The following is a 17,670-nucleotide window of genomic DNA, read 5'->3' as shown; positions in this document are numbered from 1 at the left end:
AAAGGGCTAATTATCGCTGATGACGGGCATTTCATAAAGCCATGTAAAGAGAGGCGTTTCGTGAGCCTTCTCTCATGTGACCTGTATAAAACACTTTATAGTGTGGGGGTACTCATAATAAGGAGGCAGTTTATGAGCATTATGCTTACCGGTACGGCCAGGGAAAGACGGCACGCCAGCACGATGAACATCGACAGATTATCTACGCTGGATATGCTTAATGTCATACACCAGGATGACGCACAAATCTCTTCTGCACTTACCCCTCACTTAAGTATGCTGGCTCGCGTGGTGGATAACGCGGCGGCGACGCTAAGTCACGGCGGACGTCTGGTGCTGATCGGCGCAGGCGCGTCCGGAGGCGTGGCGAAGCAGGCGGCAGAAGCGTTCGCGCCGGGAAAACATCCGGTCATTGCGATGACAGCAGGCGATAACGCCGGAAGCTACGCGCGCGGCGTTGCCGACCTTCAGACGATAAAATTCGGCGAGCACGACATGATGCTGGCGCTGTCCGTCAGCGGCAAAACGCCATGGGTTTGGGGCGCGATGCGTCATGCGTGGTCTCTGGGCTCAACGGTCGCGCTCATTACGGAGGATGCGCAGAGTGAAGCGGCGCAGCTGGCGAGCATGGTTATTGCCCCCGATCTGGGCGCGGATGTGGTTGCCGGGTATACCAACGCCAAAGCGGGCATTGCGCAAAGCATGATAATGCATATGGTCACCACCGGTCTGGCGATACGGACAGGACGGGTGTACAGCAACCTGCGTGTTGATCTGGAGGCAAGCAATACCAGATGGGCCGAGCGACAAATTGCCATTGTAATGGAAGCGGGGGGATGCTCCCGGGCGCAGGCGAAGGCGGCGCTGGAAAGCTGTAACCATCAGTGTAAAACGGCGGTGCTAATGGTGCTGACGGGTATGGATGCCTGGAAAGCACATGAATTACTGGCGCAGAATAACGGGTTTGTTCGCCTGGCCTTGCAGGAAGCGCCGTAATATTTCAGCGTCAAATAAAAAAAGCCCGCGTTGCGGGCTTTGCTATTTATGGGGATCAGAACTGGTAGATCATACCGATGCCAACGATGTCATCGGTTGCAATACCGTTGTCATTGTAGAAGGCATCATCTTCGTCCAGCAGGTTGATTTTATAATCAACGTAGGTGGAGAAGTTCTTGTTGAAGCTGTAGGTCATGCCCACGTCGATGTAGTTAACCAGATCCTGGTCAACATAGTCATAACCATTGCCTGGATGATAATCGTTACCACCCAAATCGATGCCTTTTGAATAGACCCACGCCAGGGATGGACGCAGACCGAAGTCAAACTGGTACTGTGCTACGGCTTCAAAGTTCTGAGTTTTGTTGGCGATGCCATCGTTGCCGTACGGAGTCATGTTGCGGGTTTCCGCATACATCATTGCCAGGTAGACATCATTCGCATCGTATTTTGCACCGATTGTCCACGCTTCCGCACGTTCACCGCCGGCATATTTGCTGAAGCGATTATAGGTACCTGCGCCGTAAGCAACCTGGTCGTTGGTACGGTCAGACGATGAATAAGCGGCACCCAGCGACAGACCGAAATCGAAGTCATAGGTAGTTGACATACCGAAGCCGTCGCCGTTCTGGAAACGAACATCATCATGGCCGTTTTTGGTGCCTTCCTGATTTTCGTTTGCGTTAGCACCTTCATTAGCACCCTGATATTGCAGTGCAAAGTTCAGGCCGTTAACCAGACCGAAGAAGTCATTATTACGGTAGGTCGCCACACCGTTAGTACGGCCAACCATATAGTTGTCGGTCCAGGTATAGGAGTCGCCACCAAATACTGGCAGCATATCGGTCCAGGCTTCAACGTCATACACGACGCCGTAATTACGGCCATAATCGAATGAGCCATATTCGCCGTATTTCAGGCCAGCAAAGGCCAGACGGTTAAAAGAGGTGTCGCCTGCGCCTTCGGTATCGTTAGCGTAGGTTTTATATTCCCACTGGCCGTAACCAATAAGATCGTTATTAATTTGTGTTTCGCCTTTGAAACCAATCTGGACATAGGTTTCATCGCCGTCGTCGCCTGGGTTGTCGGAGAAGGTATGACGTGCATCAACTTTACCGTACAGGTCAACTTTGTTGCCGTCTTTGTTATACATTTCCGCCGCATTTGCTGCGCCAGCCATTAATAACGCGGGTACGAGAATTGCCAGAACTTTTCTTTTCATTATATATTCCCTTTAAATATAAATTGTCTGAATATATGTAATTACCCTCCGTAACTACATGGCTGATACTATTCTATGGATTATTATTTAGGTTCAAAAATAAATGTAATTAAACTAGTAAAAATATTACAAAATATTACAAAATATTTCTTTTTATCTCTTTATTTTTCGTGTGAATTAATTCATTGAAAATATAGCGGGTAATTATTATTAAGTATTTCTAAATTCTATTTATTAAGGGTTTTGATTCGGGTGTATTATAATTCACTCTCTTTTGAGCAACAGGATGGGATGATGGAACTTGCGCAGTGGCAGCACCGTTTTGAGCGCTGGCTCGACGAAAATCATTTTACTGATGATGCGGCGCACGATATCGCCCATTTTCGCCGCGTCTGGATGACGGCGCAGCACATTATGGCTGACGGGGAATGCGATCCGCTGGTTGTGCTGACCGCATGCTACTTCCATGACATTGTCAGCCTGCCGAAAAATCACCCGCAGCGTAGTCACTCCTCGCGGCTGGCAGCGCGAGAAACGCGCCAGATCCTGAGCCGCGATTTTCCTGATTTTCCGCCCGATCGGTATGCGGCCGTTGAGCATGCCATTGAAGCGCACAGCTTCAGTGCCGGTATCGCGCCGCAAAGCCCGGAGGCCAAAACGGTCCAGGATGCCGACCGGCTGGAGGCGTTAGGCGCCATCGGCCTTGCGCGCGTCTTTGCCGTGTCCGGTGCGCTGGGCACCGCGTTGTTTGATGCCGACGACCCGTTTGCCGGGGCGCGTGCGCTGGATGATAAAGCTTTCGCGCTCGATCACTTTCAGACCAAACTCCTGCGCCTGCCGGACACCATGCAAACCGCACGGGGACGCGAACTTGCGCGTCACAATGCCGATTTTCTGATCCAGTTTATGGCGAAGCTGAGTGCCGAATTACAGGGCGATTACCTCGGAACCGACAGCCAGATATTGACCCATTTCCGTCGCAGTGTGCGATCCTGAACTGTGGTACTCTGTTTTCTGTCTTTATTGTCCGGTTAAGAGAATGCAGGAAAATCGATCAGTGACTGTGCCCGCGCCTGAGCGGGTTGAGAAATCAACGGCAGCCGTGCAGGCACTCCTGCGTCAGCTGCTGGAAATGTATGATGCTAAAACGCTGGCAAACCAGCTGGTGGCACATGGCGAGAGCCACTGGAGCCCGGCAATACTCAAGCGGCTGCTGATAAGCGACAGGGCAGGGCACCGCCTGAGCGACGGCGAGTTCTGTTATCTGCGTAACCTGCTGCCGCACCCGCCTGCTGCGCATCCGAATTATGCCTTTCGCTTTATCGATCTCTTTGCCGGTATTGGCGGCATTCGCCATGGCTTTGAAGCTATTGGCGGGCAGTGCGTGTTCACCAGTGAATGGAACAAACATGCCGTCCGCACCTATAAGGCGAACTGGTACTGCGACCCCGACGAGCACCAGTTCAATGCCGACATCCGCGACGTCACCCTGAGCCACAAAACCGGCGTCAGCGACGAAGAAGCCGCTGAGCACATTCGCAACACCCTTCCGGCGCACGATGTGCTGCTGGCAGGCTTCCCGTGTCAGCCGTTCTCACTGGCTGGCGTGTCGAAAAAGAACGCGCTGGGACGCGCACACGGCTTTGCCTGTGATACGCAGGGCACACTGTTCTTTGATGTTGCCCGGATTATTGATGCCCGCCGTCCGGCAATTTTTGTGCTGGAGAACGTCAAGAATTTAAAGAGCCATGACGGCGGCAAAACCTTCCGCATTATCATGCAAACGCTGGATGAACTGGGTTACGACGTGGCGGATGCAGAGGACATGGGGCCTGACGATCCGAAAATTATCGACGGCAAACACTTCCTGCCACAGCACCGCGAACGCATCGTGCTGGTGGGATTCCGCCGCGATCTCAATCTGAAAGGCGATTTTACGCTGCGCGATTTGCCCTCGCTGTATCCGGCGCGCCGTCCGACAGTGGCCGATCTGCTGGAGCCCGCCGTCGATGCGAAATTCATTCTGACGCCAGTGCTGTGGAAATACCTCTATCGCTATGCCAAAAAGCATCAGGCCAAAGGCAATGGCTTTGGGTTTGGCATGGTCAATCCGCTTAATCCTGACAGCGTGACGCGTACGCTGTCGGCGCGCTATTACAAAGATGGCGCGGAAATTCTTATCGATCGGGGCTGGGATAAGGCGCTGGGCGAAAAAGATTTCGACGATCCACAGAATCAACAGCACCGACCGCGGCGCTTAACGCCGCGCGAGTGCGCCCGCTTAATGGGCTTTGAGGCGCCGCAGGGCTACAGTTTTCGCATTCCGGTGTCGGATACACAAGCCTATCGTCAGTTTGGCAACTCGGTGGTGGTGCCAGCCTTTGCCGCCGTCGCAAAACTGCTGGCCTTACGCATCAGCAAGGCCGTTCAGCTGCGTCAGAGTGAGGCCGTCAATGGCGGACGTTCACAATAAGGCCACGCGCAGTAAAAACATGCGTGCCATCGGCACGCGTGATACCGCGATCGAAAAACGGATCGCTGGCCTCCTGACCTCCATCGGGTTTGAATTCAGGGTTCAGGATGCCACGCTTGCCGGGCGTCCTGATTTCGTGATCGATGCGTATCAATGCATCATCTTTACCCACGGCTGTTTCTGGCATCATCACGACTGCTATCTGTTTAAAGTCCCGGCGACACGCACCGACTTCTGGCTGGAGAAGATTGGCAGGAACGTCGAGCGTGATAAACGCGATGTTTCGCAGCTTTACGCCCAGGGCTGGCGGGTGCTGATTGTCTGGGAGTGCGCACTGCGCGGAAGAATGAAGCTGAATGACGTGGAACTGACGGAGCGGCTGGAAGAGTGGATCTGCGGCGGCGGTCAGGCCGCGCAGATCGATACCCAGGGCATTCACCCGATCACGGTTTCTCCACCTCACACGCCGTGACAATGGGTTTCGCGGGCAGTAAATATTTACCCAGCGTGACCAGCACCACGGCAAAGACAATCACGCCCAGCGCCAGCCATTCAATCGTCGACAGCACTTCGCCCGCAAAACCGGTACCCAGCAGCACGGCAACCACCGGGTTAACGTAGGCGTAGCTGGTGGCAACCGCCGGTGAGACGTTGCGGATCAGGTACATATAGGCGTTGATGGCAATAATCGAGCCAAACAGGGCCAGATACCCGACGGCCAGGAAACCTGAGAGATCTGGCATTGCCGTCAGTTTTTCACCCGTCAACGCCGAGGCAATCAGCAGCACGATGCCTGCCGCGAGCATTTCAATGGCACCCGCCATCATCCCGGAGGGCAGTTCAATGCGGGAGCCGTAGACTGAGCCGAAGGCCCAGCTCATCGAGCCGATCATGATCATAACGGCAGCCCAGGGGTTTCCGCTCAGGTTACCGCCGCTGTTCAGCATGATAATACCTACAAGCCCAATCGCGATGCCCAGCCATTCGAGCTTACGGGTGCGGATCCCGAACAGACGACTAAAGCAGAGCGTAAACAGCGGCACGGTCGCGACGACCACGGCGGCGATGCCCGACGGCACGTTCTGGTGTTCGGCGACGGTTACTGCGCCATTGCCCACCGCTAGCAGCAGCAGGCCAATCAGGGCGGCGTTAAGCAAGGGACGCAGCGGCGGTAGCCTGTGACCGCGCAGCAATAAAAACGCCATCAGCAGCACGCCAGCCATAAGGAAACGAATACCGGCCATCATCAGCGGGGGCCAGCTTTCCACGCCAATACGAATGACAAAGTAGGTGGATCCCCAGATGATATACAGGGAAAAAAGTGCTCCAATGAGCGGTAATAAATGCCGAAAACGCATAGTCCCTCACGACGAAATAAAAAGTTCGCTCATAGTTAACGCCAAAACTATCGGGCTGGCGAGTGCTTTAATTGTGTTGTTAATGTGAAATTTTTGTTGACGTGAGGTGCCTGTTTCCGGGCGGTGAGTTTTGTTCCATACTATTCACTTAATTAGCAAAAAAAGAAGGATAGAGATTTTGGCAGGAAGTAGCTTATTAACATTACTGGACGATATCGCCACCTTGCTGGATGACATTTCAGTCATGGGGAAACTGGCAGCGAAAAAAACCGCCGGGGTACTGGGGGATGACTTGTCGCTTAACGCGCAGCAGGTCAGCGGCGTGCGGGCGAACCGTGAGCTGCCGGTGGTGTGGGGCGTAGCGAAAGGGTCCTTTATTAACAAGGTGATCCTTGTTCCGCTGGCGCTTCTCATTAGCGCCTTTATACCCTGGGCCATTACGCCATTGCTGATGATTGGCGGGGCGTTCCTGTGCTTCGAGGGTGCCGAAAAAGTGTTGCATATGTTTGCCGCACGCAAAGAGAAAGACACCCCGGAAATGCGCCAGCAGCGTCTGGAAGCGCTGGCCGCGCAGGATCCAAAAACGTTCGAGCGCGATAAGGTCAAAGGTGCGATCCGTACTGACTTCATCCTTTCGGCCGAGATTGTGGCGATTACGCTTGGGATCGTATCCGAAGCACCGCTGATGAATCAGGTCATGGTGCTTTCGTTGATTGCCATTCTTGTAACGGTTGGGGTGTATGGGCTGGTCGGTCTGATCGTCAAGCTGGATGATATCGGCTTCTGGCTGGAAAAAAAATCCAGCGCCATTGCCCGCGTTATCGGCAAAAGCCTGCTGGTGCTGGCGCCGTGGCTGATGAAAAGTTTATCGATAGTGGGAACTCTGGCGATGTTCCTGGTCGGCGGCGGTATTATCGTGCACGGCGTTGCTTCGCTGCATCATGCAATTGAACATCTGGCGTCGGGACATGGTTCGGTGATCGCCGCCATTCTGCCGACGCTGCTTAACCTTGTGTTGGGCTTTATCGTAGGTGTCATTGTGGTGGCAGTGGTCAAGCTGGTAGAAAAAGTACGCGGAAAATCGCATTAATTTTTGCTGACCCCGGATGCAAAAAGACCATTCCTCGTCTAAATTGAAAACGTTTCACCCTGATACAGGAGGCAGGTATGGTCTTTTTGGTCAGTGATGAAGTTAAGCCAAAGAATGGTGGTCCATGCATGATTGTCACCGGTTATTCCAGTGGAATGGTGGAGTGTCGGTGGCATGACGGATACGGCATTAAGCGGGAGGCTTTTCGTGAAGATGAGCTTCAGCCTGGTGATAAAAGGCAAAAACGCGATAAGGCTTAATCACACAACGCCCGGCCCTGCCGGGCGTTTTTACTGGCAGAAGACTTATCATATCGGATGGTGAGCGACACTCAGGGAGTGCGTGTGCAGCACAATACCTTTGTTGTAAAACAATCTTTTTTGCAGTGGCTGCATAAGCGTAGCAATCCCCGTTTGGTTGTTAACCTCTGTTTTATCGTTGTCCTGATCTTTTCCACCCTCCTGACCTGGCGCGAAGTTGTGGTACTGGAAGATGCCTATATCTCCAGTCAGCGTAACCATCTGGAAACGGTTGCCAGTGCGCTGGACAGACAACTCCAGTTCAGCGTCGATAAAATGCTGTTTTTTCGCCACAGCATGCGTGATGCGCTGGAAACGCCGCTGGCGTTTGGCGTGCTACATGATGCGGTAAAGCGTTTTGCCCGTTTGCGCACATCCCCCACCTGGCAAATTGAGGTTGATAAACAGCGCACATTGCCGATCAACGGTGTGTCGGATGCCTTCGTTGAAAAGACCACCCTTCTGAATCGCGATGATGAGTTTCTTGATAATGAACTGTCCGCCGCGCTTGAAGTGGGGTATTTATTGCGTCTGGCATCCAGTTCTTCCGGCAACGAAGAGCGCGTGATTTATGTCTCTCGCGCCGGATTCTTTCTGGAAACGGATACGCCGGAAAATGCCAGCGATATCGTGCAGCGTTACTACTATCTGGTCACTCAGCCCTGGTTTACCCAACAGTCCGAGCGTGAGAACCGTGCGCGTGCCGTGCGCTGGTTTATCTCGCCTCCTTCCTCCTTTGTGGGCAAAAAGCCGCTGATCACCGCCAGTGTGCCTGTTTATTACAATCACGTCTGGTATGGCGTGGTGGCGATGGATTTCACCTTTGCCACCCTGCGTCGTCTGCTGGTGGAGGCCGTAGGCGATAACCCGGAAGGGGAATACCAGCTGTATGACAGTCGTCTCACCCTGCTCGCGACGTCTGGATCATCTGCTGCGGACGTTAATCATTTTGACGCGCCCGAACTAGCGCAGATAGCGCACGCAATAGAATCGGATTCCGAAGGCGGCATTCGCCTGGGGAGTCGTTTTGTCAGCTGGGAGCGTCTCGACCACTTTGATGGCATCGTCCTGCGCGTGCACACCCTGGAAGAAGGGGTGCGCGGCGATTTCGGCAGCATCAGTATTGTGCTGGCATTGCTTTGGGCGCTGTTCACCGCGATGCTGCTCATCTCATGGCTGGTGATCCGGCGCATGGTCAGTAATATGTATTCGTTGCAGAATTCGCTGCAATGGCAGGCCTGGCACGACCCTCTGACCCGGTTGAATAATCGTGGGTCGCTGTTTGAGCGGGCGAAAATACTGGCGAAGCAGTGTGAACAGCAGGCGCTGCCTTTCTCTGTCATCCAGATCGATCTTGACTGCTTTAAGAGCATTAATGACCGGTTCGGGCACCAGGCGGGTGATAAGGTGTTGTCCCATGCTGCGGGGCTGATTGCCAGTACCCTGCGCACTAAAGATATTGCCGGGCGCGTCGGCGGCGAAGAGTTCTGTGTGGTACTGCCCGGCATGACGCTTGAAGAGGCGGCGGAAGTTGCAGAGCAGATCCGTGAGCGTATCGACAGCAAAGAGATCCTGATTAAGAAAAGTACTACCCTGCGCGTGAGCGCGTCGTTTGGCGTCTCTGGCGCGCAGGAGAAGGGCAATTATCACTTCGAAAATCTGCAATCCACCGCCGATGCGCGTCTGTATGAGGCGAAACAGCGCGGGCGTAACCGGGTCATCTGGCAGGATCACGTTAAAAAGTAATCAAGCCCCTCGCGCCAGCCGGCCGGTCCGGTGTGCTGAGTGCGATAAACCCGTGTGGGATCGTTGTTCTTAAGGCTGACCCCCTCCCGGTTGAAGCCTTTCACCACCACGGCGAAGGCTACGCTGTCCAGCAGAGGGGCATCATTGGGGCCGTCGCCCAGGCCCAACGTTGTCGGGTCAAATCCGTCGTGCAGGCGATACTGTTCCACAAGCCAGTGCACCGCCACGTCTTTGCCACAGCTCGTGTCCAGAATATGCCAGAAGCGAGCACCCGGGACGATCTTCAGCCCCTGCCGGGCCAGTTCGGCTGCGAAGCGTTTCATTTGTTCATCACTGTCACGCCAGATCAGCGTCACGGAAGCCTCGTGTTTACGTGCAAGCGCCGCACGGGGACGGCTTAGCCCGGTCCATTCGGCGACCACGCGCTCATCCACATCGTCGAAGGTGGTGAATTTCAGATGCATCTCCTGGCGTACCCGGGCAATAAACTGCCAGATATCGTCATGCTTCTTTTCTGAGATGAACCGTGCGGCGTTTTCCCACCGTACGTCAGGCTGGATCACCGCGCCGTTTTCCGCAATGTAGGGCAGCCCGCCAAGGCCAAGTTCCTGCTGGATGTCACGCATTTCGGACGCGGTTTTGCTGCTGCACAGAATGACTGGTACCTGTTCATCCTGTAATCTCTTCAGCCAGGAAGCGGCAGGCTGCCAGTCGAGAGTGTGAAAATCCAGCAGCGTACCGTCGAGATCGGTAAAGACGAGCAGAGTCTCCTTTAGCGAAGGCATAACGTCTCCTGAATAATGATGTTCATCTAAGAAAAGTCTTAAAAAAACTCAGCATTGATGTCCCGTTGAAGTGGAAACGATCCCGATAAACCCACACGCAGCGCATGTTTATACTCATAACCAAAATTCACATGTATAAAATATAATATTCGCTAAGAGAATATATGCTTGTAAGACAAATCTGTTGGGGATAATGTCTTACCTGCATCAGATTTCCTGGTGTAACGAATTTACAAGTGCTTCTTGCATAAGCAAGTTTGATCCCGGTCATCCCCATGACCGGGATTTTTTTCGCCTTAGCGGTTCGTTTCCGAGACACTAAAGTCATGGATATCCAACTCGAATGCTTCAGCCAGTTCACGGTAGGTATGGTAATCACGACCATTGACCACGACACGGTCTGAATTATCCTCCGCGCGATGAACTTCGGACTCACTGATTTCATTAATGGCGGCAAGCAGGGCATCGACATCCACTTCCACCTCACGCTTAATGGTGTCGCTGTACTCTTTGTCAGTCTTCATGGCGGGCTCCTCATTTAACCGTCTCAACAGCTAAGTATAGACCGCACACAAAAACGCCATTCGCGTCAGGCGGCGATGCCAGCCAGGGTAATTTGTTCTACACTGGCTCAAAACCACAGGAGGAATGTATGAAGGTCAACGATCGGGTAACCGTCAAAACGGACGGTGGGCCGCGCCGCCCGGGCGTGGTGCTGGCAATAGAAGAGTTTAATGAAGGCACAATGTATCTGGTGTCGCTGGAAGATTACCCGCTCGGCATCTGGTTCTTCAACGAACTGGGGCACCCGGATGGGATCTTTGTGGAAACGGCGGAATAGGGCGGCGTCGGGGGCGTCTTCTCCCCGGCCCGGCTGCTGAAAAGCAAAATCTCTGGCCAGGCCAGAGATCAAGGTAGGGTACAACATGGCCGTGCAAATTAGCGCATATTAACGAAAATCCCATTCGTCACATTATCTGTCAGGCGTACGACATGGTATATCACTTGCTTATTATGCGTTTTAATTTTCCTTTTAATATTTCCTTTGTGTGACGATACTGTTTTTGCCTTGATATTCATCTGGTCTGAGATCTGAATTGTCCCTTGTCCAGCCATCCACATTCTTAGCATACTTGATTCAGTTCTGCTTAATGATAGGGTGGGTAAGTTAACCGCCCCTACATTCTTAACTTCTTTATTCAAATAATCGCCCAGAATGTCATCAAGCGACTCTGGTTTAATCGATTTCGAACTGATTAATAAGTTTTTACGCACCAACAAATACTCATCGAAATGAATATTGGCGATGGCCATAAAAACAATAAACAGGGTTCTGGGATGCTGATTAATGATCTGCTTAATGTGCTGACTGTTAGCGGGGTCGTGAATGAAACAGTCCTCATTAATAAACACCACGCCGGGCTTGTGAGTCTCACAAGCGGCTGCGAGTTCTTCAACGGTGTGTGCATCGTTGATGTCTCTCTTTCTTACCCCTCTGCTTGCTAAGTACCCGGTTAACCCTAGCCGGGTGTAGCTGCATAAATCCATAATGATCGTTGACATGGCATACCCTCACTCAATGCGTAACGATAATTCACCACCTGCCTGAGAGCTCATAAACAGCCATACGGGATGGAAAAAATCTAATAAAACCTGTGAGCATGACAAAGACTTTCAGGCGAACTCACTATCCCGTAAAGTTACGTATAATTTGCCAGGAATCATCTTAAAGTAAAGTAAATATTAAGTATTGTGAGGTGGTTAGAAACATTTAAACCGCGTCAGATATATCCTGGTAGATGTTTTTCAAGATTATTTTTAGGAATATCCTCAGAAAGACATTGCAAACACTGCGGGTTATTATTTGCGTGGAAGTTCGCTGACAATATCCGCTAAGAGATTGAATATCTCGCTGAATAAATGCTCGCAGAAGGGGGCGATAAGTGGCATCAATAATGACATTAATAAAAGGCCAACCGTCAACGTCACCGGAAAGCCGATGACGAATACCGACAGCTGCGGGGCCATTCGGTTGAGTAAACCCAATGCGAGGTTAACGGTGAGCAGCAGGGTTATGACAGGCAGCGCCAGCATCAGCCCGTTGAGGAAGATCAGCCCGGCAGCCCGCACCAGCGCCAGAAAAGCGTTACTGTTCACCGGGTTGTCGCCAATCGGCAGCGTGTGGAAGGTGTCCACCAGCATAGAGATGAGCCACAGGTGGCCGTTGAACGAGAGAAACAACAGCATCGCCAGCAGGTCGATAATACGCGCCAGCACGGGCATATTCAGATGGCTGCCCGGGTCAACGAACGTCGCGAAAGACAGACCCATCTGCAAACCGATCAGTTCGCCCGCCGTTCGTACCGCGGCGAAGGCGAGCTGCATCGTAAATCCGACCGCCACGCCAATCATCACCTGTTGCAGGGCAATCCAGATCGCATTCGGGGAAAAAATCGGAATATCCACCGCCGGCAGGGAAGGGGCAACGATAATGGTGATAACCATGCCCAACCCAATTTTAATGCGTTTAGGCACTGACTTTTCACTGAGTATGGGGGCGGTGGAGATCAGCGCCATGATGCGCAGCATCGGCCAGAAATAGATCCCGAGCAACTGAACAAACTGATCGCTGGTGAATTGCAGCATCGTCCGTCAGCCGATGATGTAAGGCAGATTGGTGAACAGGTTGCGCATGTAGTCCAGCAGCAAATTGAGCATCCAGGGCCCGGCAACGATAATCGCCACGAAGACGGCGATGATCTTCGGGATGAACGACAGGGTCATTTCGTTAATCTGCGTGGCGGCCTGAAGAATACTGATAATCAGACCGGTTACCAGCGCAACCAGAAGCAGGGGCGCGGCGACGGCAATCGCGACTTTCATCGCTTCCGTGCCCATCATCATGACCGACTCAGGCGTCATTGCGCGCTCCTCAACTGTAGAAACTCTGCGCCAGCGAGCTGACCAGCAGCTGCCAGCCGTCGACCAGCACGAACAGCATGATCTTAAAGGGCAGGGCAATGGTTGCGGGCGGGACCATCATCATCCCGAGCGCCATCAGGACGCTGGCGATCACCAGGTCAATAATCAGGAACGGAATGAAAATGGTGAAGCCAATCTGGAACGCCGTTTTCAGCTCACTGGTCACATACGCTGGCAGCAGAATGCGCATCGGCACCGCTTCCGGTCCCTGTAACTCGCCCGTGTTAGCGAGACGGGCAAACAGGGCCAAATCCGCTTCGCGCGTCTGGCGAAGCATAAATTCACGTAATGGCTGAGCCCCCTTTTCCAGGGCAACCTGCATGGAAATTTTATCTTCGCTGAACGGCTGGTACGCCTCGGTGTAAATCTTGTCGATCACCGGCGACATAATGAAAAAGGTCAGGAACAGGGCTAAACCCAGCAGCACCTGATTGGGCGGCGCGGACGGCGTGCCGAGCGCATTTCGCAGCAGACCAAACACAATGATGATGCGGGTGAAACTGGTCATCATCAGCAGGATCGCCGGGATAAAGGTCAGTGAGGTGATGAACACCAGCGTCTGCACGGAGAGGGACCAGCTTTGTCCCCCGTTCGCCAGCGGCGTGGAAACCAGCCCCGGCAGCTGCGCATACACAGAAGGCGCGAACAGGCCCAGACCTGCCAGCGTAAGCAATAACAAACGGCGCATCAGGATCTCCCGGAACGCTTGAGCAAACTCTTCATAACGGACTGAAAATCCGCAGGGGCCTGGGCGTTAGCCTCCACCGTGACAGGCGCAGGGGGCAGCGTGTGAAGAACGTTAATGCTGGAGGCAGTCACCCCCAGCACCAGTCGTGCATCTTCCACTTCCACAATGACCACGCGCTCGCGTGGCCCGAGTGTGGTGCTGGCGCTGACCTTCAAACCGCGCGTGCCGGCCGTTTTCCCCGCCAGCCCAAAACGCTTTGCCAGCCAGGCGGCGATAAGGATAAAGGCAATAATACCGAACAGCGCGCCGCTCACCTGAAGCAGCGGGGAGCCGGGTACGGCGGAGGGCGCGGACAGTGTTGCCTGGGTTTTCATACTTAACGGCTCAGGCGACGCATACGTTCGGAAGGGGTAATGATGTCGGTGATACGTACGCCGTATTTATCGGCCACCACCACTACTTCGCCCTGTGCAATCAGGTAGCCGTTGATCAGAATATCCAGCGGCTCACCCGCTAAACCGTCAAGCGCCACCACGGAACCCTGCGTCAGGCGCAGCAGCTCTTTAATAGTCATGCGGGTGCGGCCCAGCTCAACGGTCAGCTTGACCGGAATGTCCATAATCAGGTCGATGTCCTGTAACGTCCCGCTGACGTCGCCGCCGCCTAACTGCTGGAAGACCGCGTCTGCCGCGCTTTTCGTCGGCGTCGTTTTTTGCTCGTTTAACGCGTCAGCCCACAGATCGTCCAGTGCTCCGCTGTTTTCATCGGACGGATTGTTCATGTCACTCATTTGGGCTGTTCCTCATTCAGCGAATTCAAAATCGGGTTAATCAAGTGCTCAACGCGTAACGCATACTGGCCGTTAATCGTGCCGTACTGACTTGTCAGCACGGGTACGCCATCCACATGGGCAATAATGCGGTCGGGTTTATCTATCGGCAAAACGTCGCCGGGTTGTAATTTCAGGATCTGCGATAACCGCATGGAGATGTCGGCAAAGTTAGCCACCAGCTCCAGCTGCGAGTGCTGAACCTGGCGCACCAGGTTCTCACGCCAGTTCTGATCTTCATGGCGTGAGTTCTCCAGCGGCGGGTTCACCAGCAGTTCGCGCAGCGGTTCAATCATGCTGAACGGCAGGCAGATGTTGAACTCGCCCGTCAGGTTGCCGATTTCGACGTGGAACGGGGTGTTCACCACGATGTCATTCGGTGAAGTGGTGATGTTGGTAAACTTCACCTGCATCTCGGAACGCACGTACTCCACTTCCAGCGGGTTAATCGCTTTCCACGCGTCGCTGTAGGATTCCAGCGCCAGCTTCAGCATGCGGTTGATAACGCGCTGTTCGGTATGGGTAAACTCGCGGCCTTCCACTTTGGTCGGGAAACGGCCATCGCCACCGAACAGGTTATCCACCGCGATGAACACCAGGCTTGGCGAGAACACCACCAGGCCGGTACCACGCAGCGGTTTCAGATGGATCAGGTTAAGGTTGGTTGGCACCGGCAGGTTGCGGGCAAACTCATGATACGGCTGAATGCGGATCGCACCGACGGTGATATCCGGGCTACGACGCAGCAGGTTAAACAGCCCCATTCGGAACTGACGTGCGAAACGTTCGTTGATGATCTCCAGCGCCTGTAAACGCTCGCGCACCACGCGACGCTGGGTATTGGGATCGTAGGGACGAATATTATCGTCGCCGGTCAGACCCGGCTTCGGATCGTCACTCTTATCGCTGTCGCCATTGAGCAGCGCATCGATTTCTGCCTGAGAAAGAATACTGTCGCCCATGTCGTTACCGCAGAATGAAGGCTGTATACAGAACGTCAGTGACTTCCTGCTTAGGTTGGCCGTTGACCAGCGGGGTCGCCAGCGTCTGTTTGATCGCATCGACCAGCTTTTGCTTGCCCACATCGGTGGCGAGCGCGGAGGCATCCTGACGAGAAAACAGCAGCAGCAGACGGCTACGCACTTCTGGCAGGTAGTCGTTCAGACGTGCACGGGTCGCTTCATCTTTCAGACGCAGCGTAATGCCCACGTAAAGCACGCGATCCGCATCGCCGAGGTTCACGGTGAACGTATCCAGCGGGTAGAAGACCGGCGCCGGTGGAGGCGGCGCTTCAGCTTTGGCGGCTGCGCTTGAGGGTTCCTGCTGCATACGCCAGTAACTGTAGCCTGCGGTGGCGCAGGCCGCGAGGGTAATCAACACCAGCAGCGGGATCCAGATGGAACGCTTGCTTTTTTTGGTGATAGCGGAGTCTGTCATCTGATACGAGCTTCCTGTTTCGGTACAGCTTAATACGGTGATTATCCCGTGTCCGGCTTAGGTCAAAGCGTGGAAAAGACGGGGATAATCACGTTACCTCTGGCGTTTAGGCAAAGATGTCTACGGCACGGCTGCCGCGCGCGGCGGATTGCAGGGCGGCAGGGGTTGGCAATAACTCTTCGCTCTCCTCGTTAAACCCGCCATGCTGGCCTGAACGCGAAGCATGCTGTTGTTGCCCGGATGAAGATTGCTGCTGCCCGGCAAAGCCTTCGCTGCTGACGCTGCTTTGGGAAAGCTGAATGCCGTTTTCCGCAAGCTGCGTGCGCAGGATCGGCAGGGCCGCTTCCAGCGCCGCACGAACGTGGCTGTGGGGCGAAACCATCTGCAACTGCGCCTGGTTGTCATCCAGCTTAAGCGAAATTTGCACCTGACCCAGATCTTCCGGGTGCAGGCGTAGCTCTGCGGTCTGTTGGCCCTGTCTGGTGAACAGGGTGATGTGCTGGCTTAGATTCTGCTGCCATTCGTGCGTGCCCAGCGGCTGGCTTAACACCGGCGCGGTCGCAACGGTAGCGGCAGACTGGGGGGTTGCCAGGTGACTGATGATCGGTGCCAGCGTCGCGGTTGGGCTGGCGGCAGACGACGCCGTGCTCACTACGTCCTGCTTCTCCGCGACGGCGGCAACAGCTGGCGTAACGGCTGCCGTGGCGGGCAGCGACGTGTCGCTGTCCTGAACCGACGTTTTTTCCTGAACCGTTAACGCATGGCTAAGCGGCTGATGCTGGCCGTTGTCCGTCTGGGCTAGCGCAGAGGGGAGGGCGGCACGGGGGGCGACCTCCCCGGTGCTTGCTGGCTGCGTCGCCATTGGGGTGGTAGTCTGCTGGTGCGGTAACATCGCCATCAGCGCGCTTAACCCGGCCAGCTCCTCTTCTTCAGTCGTGGTCTCGCTGTTTGCTTTCGCGTCCGTCCGGGTCAGCGCCTTCAGCGCATCCGTATTCGCTGCGGGTTTCAGACCGGAGACAAGGCTTTGCAGGGAGACGGCGGTATCTTCATCAGTCAGGGTCTCCTGGCGGGAGAGTAGCTCGGCGATTTTGGCCTGGAGCGTGGTATCACCGTTTTTTTCCTGTGCCGCTGTCGACAGCTTGCTTCCCGCCGCTTTCAGATCGGCCAGCGTCAGCGGAGCATCTTTGCCTTTGCCGGTGGTCTCGGTCAGCGCGCCCGCCAGCAGAGAGAGAAAATCTTGCGCGCCCTCAGCGCCTTTTCCGGTCAGTGTGCCGCCGGACGGGTCGCTGTCGGTCATCAGCAGTTGTTGCAGTGTGATCATTCTGGTTTCCTCATTGATGCGCGCTGGGCAAACTCATCCATTTTTTTCTGATCCAGACGGTTTTCCGCCAGGGTCGAGGCTGCAATCTGCCGGTCCTGTAAGGTTTGCCAGGCCTGCAACCGCTGTTTTTTCTCGCGCCAGAAATTCAGCGCGGTATCGACTTTTTGCGTCCACTGGTTAAGCTGCTGGCGATGCTGCTCAATCGCCTTTTCCAGCGTCTGGATAAACTGCTGATAGTTAATCCAGCGCTGGCTACCAATGCCCTGCGTCATGTCGGTGTTAAGGTTGGTGCGATATTCATGCTGATAGTCGATTAACATCTTCAACTGTTCTTCAGCCTGCTGGCACCCGCGTCGCATTGCGCCAAGTTGCAATGCGGCATCATCAACTTCTTTTTCAGCCAGATCTTTCAGCGTTGATAACGCGCTGTTCTGCGCCATGACC

The 17,670-nt window shown here is 54.2% G+C and carries 21 protein-coding genes and 1 pseudogene; 8 read left to right on the top strand and 14 right to left on the bottom strand.

Annotation, left to right across the window (positions count from 1 at the left end):
- The first annotated feature begins 132 nt into the window (after positions 1-132).
- Positions 133-996 carry an N-acetylmuramic acid 6-phosphate etherase gene (locus HWQ15_RS22400; protein ID WP_023300495.1) on the top strand — a complete coding sequence of 288 codons (864 nt, stop codon included), beginning with the start codon at positions 133-135 and terminating at the stop codon, positions 994-996.
- Positions 997-1,051: 55 nt separating this feature from the next.
- Here the strand turns inward: HWQ15_RS22400 and ompC are convergent, their stop codons facing one another.
- On the bottom strand, positions 1,052-2,218 hold the full coding sequence (gene ompC, locus HWQ15_RS22395; protein ID WP_022648565.1) for a porin OmpC: 1,167 nt from the start codon (positions 2,216-2,218) through the stop codon (positions 1,052-1,054).
- A gap of 294 nt (positions 2,219-2,512) precedes the next feature.
- Here ompC and HWQ15_RS22390 point away from each other — a divergent pair, with 294 nt between their 5' ends.
- Genes HWQ15_RS22390 through HWQ15_RS22380 form a run of 3 tightly spaced genes read left to right on the top strand, consistent with a single transcriptional unit; the run spans position 2,513 to position 5,163 of the window.
- The gene (locus HWQ15_RS22390) at positions 2,513-3,214 is read left to right on the top strand and encodes a phosphohydrolase (protein WP_063215900.1); all 702 of its coding nucleotides are present in this window, start codon (positions 2,513-2,515) and stop codon (positions 3,212-3,214) included.
- A 43-nt stretch (positions 3,215-3,257) separates the two neighbouring features.
- Positions 3,258-4,691 carry a DNA cytosine methyltransferase gene (locus HWQ15_RS22385; RefSeq protein ID WP_139153369.1) on the top strand — a complete coding sequence of 478 codons (1,434 nt, stop codon included), beginning with the start codon at positions 3,258-3,260 and terminating at the stop codon, positions 4,689-4,691.
- Positions 4,672-5,163, top strand: coding sequence for a very short patch repair endonuclease (locus tag HWQ15_RS22380; RefSeq protein WP_022648562.1), 492 nt, complete (start codon positions 4,672-4,674; stop codon positions 5,161-5,163). Before HWQ15_RS22385 ends, HWQ15_RS22380 begins: the two co-directional genes overlap by 20 nt.
- Here HWQ15_RS22380 and yedA read toward each other — a convergent pair.
- Positions 5,135-6,049, bottom strand: a complete 915-nt coding sequence (gene yedA / locus HWQ15_RS22375) for a drug/metabolite exporter YedA (RefSeq protein ID WP_058646935.1) — start codon at positions 6,047-6,049, stop codon at positions 5,135-5,137. The two genes, HWQ15_RS22380 and yedA, sit on opposite strands and share 29 nt — an antisense overlap.
- A gap of 175 nt (positions 6,050-6,224) precedes the next feature.
- Between yedA and HWQ15_RS22370 the strand changes: the two genes are divergently transcribed.
- From HWQ15_RS22370 to dgcQ, 3 genes are all read left to right on the top strand, one after another.
- Positions 6,225-7,139 carry a DUF808 family protein gene (locus tag HWQ15_RS22370; protein ID WP_169441341.1) on the top strand — a complete coding sequence of 305 codons (915 nt, stop codon included), beginning with the start codon at positions 6,225-6,227 and terminating at the stop codon, positions 7,137-7,139.
- 77 nt (positions 7,140-7,216) lie between these two features.
- Positions 7,217-7,399, top strand: coding sequence for a YodC family protein (locus HWQ15_RS22365; protein WP_022648559.1), 183 nt, complete (start codon positions 7,217-7,219; stop codon positions 7,397-7,399).
- Between the two features lie 84 nt (positions 7,400-7,483).
- The gene (dgcQ, locus tag HWQ15_RS22360) at positions 7,484-9,184 is read left to right on the top strand and encodes a cellulose biosynthesis regulator diguanylate cyclase DgcQ (RefSeq protein ID WP_063148555.1); all 1,701 of its coding nucleotides are present in this window, start codon (positions 7,484-7,486) and stop codon (positions 9,182-9,184) included.
- Here the strand turns inward: dgcQ and HWQ15_RS22355 are convergent.
- Both HWQ15_RS22355 and yodD read right to left on the bottom strand, forming a co-directional pair.
- Complete coding sequence (locus HWQ15_RS22355) at positions 9,169-9,969, bottom strand: mannosyl-3-phosphoglycerate phosphatase-related protein (protein WP_023306524.1); 801 nt, start codon at positions 9,967-9,969, stop codon at positions 9,169-9,171. The two genes, dgcQ and HWQ15_RS22355, sit on opposite strands and share 16 nt — an antisense overlap.
- Before the next feature lie 296 nt (positions 9,970-10,265).
- Entirely contained in the window at positions 10,266-10,493 is a 228-nt protein-coding gene (yodD, locus tag HWQ15_RS22350; protein ID WP_017383339.1) for a YodD family peroxide/acid resistance protein, read from the bottom strand.
- 128 nt (positions 10,494-10,621) lie between these two features.
- Here yodD and dsrB point away from each other — a divergent pair, with 128 nt between their 5' ends.
- A complete protein-coding gene (gene dsrB / locus HWQ15_RS22345; protein ID WP_003859583.1) occupies positions 10,622-10,810 on the top strand; it encodes a protein DsrB in 189 nt (62 codons plus the stop codon).
- A 98-nt stretch (positions 10,811-10,908) separates the two neighbouring features.
- On the opposite strand, the gene rcsA is transcribed toward dsrB, so the two are convergent.
- The 10 genes and pseudogenes from rcsA to fliJ all read right to left on the bottom strand — a co-directional run bounded on the left by rcsA (position 10,909) and on the right by fliJ (position 17,666).
- Positions 10,909-11,532, bottom strand: coding sequence for a transcriptional regulator RcsA (gene rcsA, locus HWQ15_RS22340; RefSeq protein ID WP_022648556.1), 624 nt, complete (start codon positions 11,530-11,532; stop codon positions 10,909-10,911).
- A gap of 290 nt (positions 11,533-11,822) precedes the next feature.
- A pseudogene (fliR, locus tag HWQ15_RS22335) lies at positions 11,823-12,615 on the bottom strand (flagellar biosynthetic protein FliR); the annotation flags it as partial.
- 6 nt (positions 12,616-12,621) lie between these two features.
- Positions 12,622-12,891 carry a flagellar biosynthesis protein FliQ gene (gene fliQ / locus HWQ15_RS22330; RefSeq protein ID WP_003859587.1) on the bottom strand — a complete coding sequence of 90 codons (270 nt, stop codon included), beginning with the start codon at positions 12,889-12,891 and terminating at the stop codon, positions 12,622-12,624.
- A gap of 10 nt (positions 12,892-12,901) precedes the next feature.
- On the bottom strand, positions 12,902-13,639 hold the full coding sequence (fliP, locus tag HWQ15_RS22325; RefSeq protein ID WP_022648554.1) for a flagellar type III secretion system pore protein FliP: 738 nt from the start codon (positions 13,637-13,639) through the stop codon (positions 12,902-12,904).
- The gene (gene fliO, locus HWQ15_RS22320) at positions 13,639-14,013 is read right to left on the bottom strand and encodes a flagellar biosynthetic protein FliO (RefSeq protein WP_022648553.1); all 375 of its coding nucleotides are present in this window, start codon (positions 14,011-14,013) and stop codon (positions 13,639-13,641) included. Before fliO ends, fliP begins: the two co-directional genes overlap by 1 nt.
- A 2-nt stretch (positions 14,014-14,015) precedes the next feature.
- Entirely contained in the window at positions 14,016-14,429 is a 414-nt protein-coding gene (fliN, locus tag HWQ15_RS22315; protein ID WP_003859592.1) for a flagellar motor switch protein FliN, read from the bottom strand.
- Positions 14,426-15,430 carry a flagellar motor switch protein FliM gene (gene fliM, locus HWQ15_RS22310; protein WP_006811158.1) on the bottom strand — a complete coding sequence of 335 codons (1,005 nt, stop codon included), beginning with the start codon at positions 15,428-15,430 and terminating at the stop codon, positions 14,426-14,428. The genes fliN and fliM overlap by 4 nt, the downstream gene beginning before the upstream one ends.
- 4 nt (positions 15,431-15,434) lie before the next feature.
- Positions 15,435-15,905, bottom strand: coding sequence for a flagellar basal body-associated protein FliL (fliL, locus tag HWQ15_RS22305; RefSeq protein ID WP_003859598.1), 471 nt, complete (start codon positions 15,903-15,905; stop codon positions 15,435-15,437).
- 106 nt (positions 15,906-16,011) lie between these two features.
- Positions 16,012-17,226 carry a flagellar hook length control protein FliK gene (gene fliK / locus HWQ15_RS22300; protein ID WP_063148557.1) on the bottom strand — a complete coding sequence of 405 codons (1,215 nt, stop codon included), beginning with the start codon at positions 17,224-17,226 and terminating at the stop codon, positions 16,012-16,014.
- A complete protein-coding gene (gene fliJ, locus HWQ15_RS22295; RefSeq protein WP_006811155.1) occupies positions 17,223-17,666 on the bottom strand; it encodes a flagellar export protein FliJ in 444 nt (147 codons plus the stop codon). The genes fliK and fliJ overlap by 4 nt, the downstream gene beginning before the upstream one ends.
- Positions 17,667-17,670: the final 4 nt, after the last annotated feature.

The sequence above is a fragment of the Enterobacter sp. DSM 30060 genome (assembly GCF_013375955.1).
Taxonomy (GTDB): domain Bacteria; phylum Pseudomonadota; class Gammaproteobacteria; order Enterobacterales; family Enterobacteriaceae; genus Enterobacter; species Enterobacter intestinihominis.
The sequence above is the reverse complement of the archived record's forward strand: the minus strand, read 5'-3'. Positions and strand labels throughout refer to the sequence as shown.

Bases quoted from the DNA above. Each gene is read 5' to 3' on its own strand.
- HWQ15_RS22400 (WP_023300495.1), top strand. From the start codon at position 133: ATGAGCATTATGCTTACCGGTACGGCCAGGGAAAGACGGCACGCCAGC.
- fliQ (WP_003859587.1), bottom strand. From the start codon at position 12,891: ATGACGCCTGAGTCGGTCATGATGATGGGCACGGAAGCGATGAAAGTC.
- yodD (WP_017383339.1), bottom strand. From the start codon at position 10,493: ATGAAGACTGACAAAGAGTACAGCGACACCATTAAGCGTGAGGTGGAA.
- fliM (WP_006811158.1), bottom strand. From the start codon at position 15,430: ATGGGCGACAGTATTCTTTCTCAGGCAGAAATCGATGCGCTGCTCAAT.
- HWQ15_RS22355 (WP_023306524.1), bottom strand. From the start codon at position 9,969: ATGCCTTCGCTAAAGGAGACTCTGCTCGTCTTTACCGATCTCGACGGT.
- HWQ15_RS22390 (WP_063215900.1), top strand. From the start codon at position 2,513: ATGGAACTTGCGCAGTGGCAGCACCGTTTTGAGCGCTGGCTCGACGAA.
- fliL (WP_003859598.1), bottom strand. From the start codon at position 15,905: ATGACAGACTCCGCTATCACCAAAAAAAGCAAGCGTTCCATCTGGATC.
- fliO (WP_022648553.1), bottom strand. From the start codon at position 14,013: ATGAAAACCCAGGCAACACTGTCCGCGCCCTCCGCCGTACCCGGCTCC.
- HWQ15_RS22365 (WP_022648559.1), top strand. From the start codon at position 7,217: ATGGTCTTTTTGGTCAGTGATGAAGTTAAGCCAAAGAATGGTGGTCCA.
- fliJ (WP_006811155.1), bottom strand. From the start codon at position 17,666: ATGGCGCAGAACAGCGCGTTATCAACGCTGAAAGATCTGGCTGAAAAA.
- fliP (WP_022648554.1), bottom strand. From the start codon at position 13,639: ATGCGCCGTTTGTTATTGCTTACGCTGGCAGGTCTGGGCCTGTTCGCG.
- HWQ15_RS22385 (WP_139153369.1), top strand. From the start codon at position 3,258: ATGCAGGAAAATCGATCAGTGACTGTGCCCGCGCCTGAGCGGGTTGAG.
- rcsA (WP_022648556.1), bottom strand. From the start codon at position 11,532: ATGTCAACGATCATTATGGATTTATGCAGCTACACCCGGCTAGGGTTA.
- dsrB (WP_003859583.1), top strand. From the start codon at position 10,622: ATGAAGGTCAACGATCGGGTAACCGTCAAAACGGACGGTGGGCCGCGC.
- HWQ15_RS22380 (WP_022648562.1), top strand. From the start codon at position 4,672: ATGGCGGACGTTCACAATAAGGCCACGCGCAGTAAAAACATGCGTGCC.
- ompC (WP_022648565.1), bottom strand. From the start codon at position 2,218: ATGAAAAGAAAAGTTCTGGCAATTCTCGTACCCGCGTTATTAATGGCT.
- fliN (WP_003859592.1), bottom strand. From the start codon at position 14,429: ATGAGTGACATGAACAATCCGTCCGATGAAAACAGCGGAGCACTGGAC.
- yedA (WP_058646935.1), bottom strand. From the start codon at position 6,049: ATGCGTTTTCGGCATTTATTACCGCTCATTGGAGCACTTTTTTCCCTG.
- fliK (WP_063148557.1), bottom strand. From the start codon at position 17,226: ATGATCACACTGCAACAACTGCTGATGACCGACAGCGACCCGTCCGGC.